We start from the raw sequence: 4057 nt of genomic DNA, 5'->3' as shown, positions 1-4057 counted from the left end.
TTTCTTCTAATAGTGTTCGTTGTTGCGCTTTTTTTTGTTTCTATAATAAAATTTAAGGGTACAGCCTAAATGCCTTGTATCCATGCGTTTCATTGAAATTGTGCTTTCATAAAAGCAATTATATACTTCATTAATTCATATAATAAAGGATGAATAGAAAGGAAGTGACAATATATACGGATGGAGCGTGCGTTGGTAATCCTGGAGCAGGAGGGTGGGCGGCAATTATACTATTTCAAAATCATAGAAAGGATGTTTATGGTAGGGAAGAAAATACTACAAACAATAAGATGGAGTTAACAGCAGCGATCAATGGACTGAAGGCGTTAAAATTTTCTTGTAATATTAATTTATATACGGATAGCCTCTATATTAAATATGGCATAAAAGAGTGGATAAGTAAGTGGAAAGTGAATGGCTGGAAGACAAGTAGTAGAAAATCAGTAAAAAATATGGAGTTGTGGAAAGAATTAGATGATATCGCTTCACAACATAAGATTAATTGGAGGTGGGTTAAAGCTCACAATGGCGATAAATATAATGAGGAGGCTGATAGTTTAGCAAGAAAAGCAATAATCGATGCTTAAAAAAATCACTATATTATTTTCTATAGTTTTGTTATTTATGCTTTGTTTCTTTATCTTTTTTAAAAATAAGGGCCCCTTAGGAGTTAATATTAATTATATCAATTTTTACTTGAAGAATAAGATATCGAAAACGCTTGCCAACTCAAACGTCAATATGGAGAATACTTCAGTTATTTGGCAAAGAGATGGCACAGATCCATATCTAGTCATTACAGATTTAAAAATAGTGAATCCTGGCTTTATTATAAAAGTTCCTAACCTTTTTGTGCATTTTAAGTTCAGTTCTTTGTTAAAAACCAGTGTAAATTTCTCTCAAGTCTCGGTTGATAATGTGTATGTGCATATCAATCAGGAAAAAGATGACTTCAAAGCAGTTGATTTTAATTCGAAAAATTTTTTGAAAGCAGTAAAGAAATTCTTTTTTGGCTTAAATGCGGGTTCAAATATTGAAATTACTAACATTACTATTAAGAAAAGCACGGGAGGTGAATTTTTCATTGATAAAGTGTATGCAGGGAAGGGGAAAGATTCCAATGCTTTGGATGTTCGTGTCCATACAAAAGAAGGTAAAGGACTTCTAGATGATTTATCCATTACGATAAAAAACCGCAATAACTTGTTAAATTTGTATGGAACATTTTATAATCTGAAGTTGGGGCTATTTAACGAGTTTTCCACACTAGTTAAAAGTTATAATTTGGACAAAGAAATAGGATTCAAAGGAAACTTTTCAATGAGAATTAATGGAAAGGATGAAGTTGTAGATGGAAGCATATATGTATTAAATACAGAGAATCACTCGAGTAAAAACTTAGTCTTGACTAATGTAAATGTAAATTTGACATATAGTGATGAAATCATCAGCGTAAAAAACTTTCATTTTAAGTTAAATGGTATGTACCTTTCTTTGATTGGCAAAATGAACTTTAGTACAAATCGTACTCTGCTTAGGGTCAACATTAATAAGTTTGCCGCGAAGGATTTATGTACTTATGTACCAGATGGTATAGTGAACAATGAATTTAAAAAATGGTATTGTGATAATATTGATGGGGATATTGTAAATACAATCATAAGTTTCAATGGCAAAATCAACAGCTTAGCTAATTATGATCTATCAGACGTCGTAATTGTTGCTGATATAGAAAACGGCAGCATCAGATTTGATGAAGATTTTGAGCAAGTGAAAGAATTAAACGGTGATTTAATTCTCAAAAATAACAGCCTCACAATTGCTGTAAATAGTGCTAAGTTTCAGAATTTCACTGTTGATGGTGGTAGTGTTGAAATGAACTTTCTCGATAAGGAAGAGTCAGTTCTAGTCATCAATGGTAAGGCCACAAGCGATGCTTACGGGTTATATGAGCCTATAAAATTTAAGCTGGATGATATGATTCAGGTTACAAGAGACAAGATTGGTGGAACAGCAAAATCTGTATTCAGTTTTCGCATTTTTAACCTGAATGTCGACAATAGAAAAATAGACTTCTTAGCAAATTTTCATTCCAAAATCGACGAGCTGGTTGTCTATGGTGCAAATCTTGGTAAGCATGATATTAAGCTTGATTTTGGCAGAGACTTTATTGATTTAAACGGCAGTGGTATGGTGAATAATACACAACTATTATTCGACTTGAAAAGTAGCAACGAAAATGAAAGTTTTGCCTGGAATTTAACTGGGGATTTACCTGCTCAAATACTTGATTTTGATGGTGGTTACGTTAACACAAATATAGAGTCAGTGATAAATCAAGATAAGACGGGATATGTTAGTGGTAATATAGATTTGTCAGAGCTTGAGTCACGTTCAAGCTACTTGGGGTGGAGGAATCGCTTTGAAGACCACAATAAAATTTTGTTTTCTACTAGGCTAAAAGGAGCTAATGAATTGTTAATAGACAAATTAGACGTTGTAGGAAATGACCTAGATATAAAATTTAGCGGAAAAGTAGAGAATGGAAATTTGTATTTGAGTTCTGGCAATTTTGAACTACCGGACAATGACCTTAATGTAGAAATTGAGTTAGGTAAAGAAAAAAGCATTGTAAATATTTATGGCGAGAAAATTAATTTGAGTGATATTTTAGGGTTGCTTGGCAAAAATAGTGGTGGATTAAACAATGACATAAAAGTAAGTATGAATGTTAACAATGTAATGATGAAAGAAGGCATTGTTGTCAAAAACGCCAAATTACATGTAACCTGCACCAAAGGCGATTGTAATGGAAGTAAATTTGTAGGGCAGTTTTTGGAAGACAACAGCAAAATATCGGCGGAATACAGTGGAATAGGGCTAGAAATATATGCGGATAATTCAGGTATGATTTTGCGTTCTTTAGGCATTGGGAAATCAGTTAAAAACGGCAAATTATCTTTTTATCTATCTTCTAAGAGAGAAAATGGAGAACATTATGGCATGTTATCTATCAGCAATTTCTATATCAAAGATGCTTCGTTGCTCACTACCTTACTATCGATGTCTTCACTGCCTGGTATTGTAAATGCTATAAAGAATGAAGGTGTATACTTTTACAAGTGTAATGCACCTTTTTCATATAAAGATGGCACTGTTGAAATTGAAGAATCTTGGCTTGAGGGGGCAGAACTGGGCATTAGCACTAGTGGTAAGCTTGATATTAGGGATTATAAATTCCAGGTTGAAGGACAAGTAATACCAACATACTCAATTAATAAATCTTTGTTGAAAATCCCTACAATTGGAAAGCTTCTTACTGGTGGGAAAAGTAGAGGAATTATTTCAATAGACTACAAAGCAAATGGGGATGATAAAAACAGTAACGTATCTGTTAATCCTATCTCTTCGCTGACTCCAAGCCTATTTAAGAGGTTATTGGGAGTGTTTGACCGTGCTATGACAAAAATGGCAGCACGCTAGGCATATAGCATGCTATTTATAGAAATGTAATAAGAAAACTACTTTACAACCTTTGCCGTCACCCTTGTCATAGTAATGAAGCTATTTATTTAACTTCCCAATCTGTGCAGATTAAAATGACAAGAAAACTTGTATTTGGCGTATTATTGTTTAATTTTTTGCACTATGTGCACTGCATGCCTTTTTAAAACTTCGGGTTTTTACCTATACAAGCTGAAACGCGCTTATAAGTCGTTTAGGACATCACCCAACACCGGATTTTAAAATAGAGAATGGAATAATTAGCTAACTTGGGATTTTATTGTCTTTTTTTCTGCTTGGCAAATTTCTTAAATATTATAGCTTAGACTAGTTGCGTTTAAAAGTAGCTAATTTGCAACGTTTAAGACATAAAAACGCTAATACTGACAACAGACAGTGAGCAGGGCTTTTTTTGCTTTTTTTCTCGTTTGATAAATTTCTTAAGCATAAGGGTTATGCCAACTTTCATTATTGGGGACTCGAACAAGATACATAACAAGTTCGCTAAATCTCTAATCGTAGGGAAATTTTTTAATTTCCCATTGGAATTTGG

General features: G+C 33.2%; 2 protein-coding genes. Both read left to right on the top strand.

The window, feature by feature from the left end:
- The first annotated feature begins 149 nt into the window (after window positions 1–149).
- The gene (gene rnhA / locus IHO13_RS03330) at window positions 150–587 is read left to right on the top strand and encodes a ribonuclease HI (protein ID WP_225538272.1); all 438 of its coding nucleotides are present in this window, start codon (window positions 150–152) and stop codon (window positions 585–587) included.
- Window positions 580–3483, top strand: a complete 2904-nt coding sequence (locus IHO13_RS03325) for a YhdP family protein (RefSeq protein ID WP_225538271.1) — start codon at window positions 580–582, stop codon at window positions 3481–3483. Before rnhA ends, IHO13_RS03325 begins: the two co-directional genes overlap by 8 nt.
- Window positions 3484–4057: the final 574 nt, after the last annotated feature.

The sequence above is a fragment of the Wolbachia endosymbiont of Mansonella perstans genome, from assembly GCF_020278605.1.
In the GTDB taxonomy this organism is placed as follows: Bacteria; Pseudomonadota; Alphaproteobacteria; order Rickettsiales; family Anaplasmataceae; genus Wolbachia.
The sequence above is the reverse complement of the archived record's forward strand: the minus strand, read 5'-3'. Positions and strand labels throughout refer to the sequence as shown.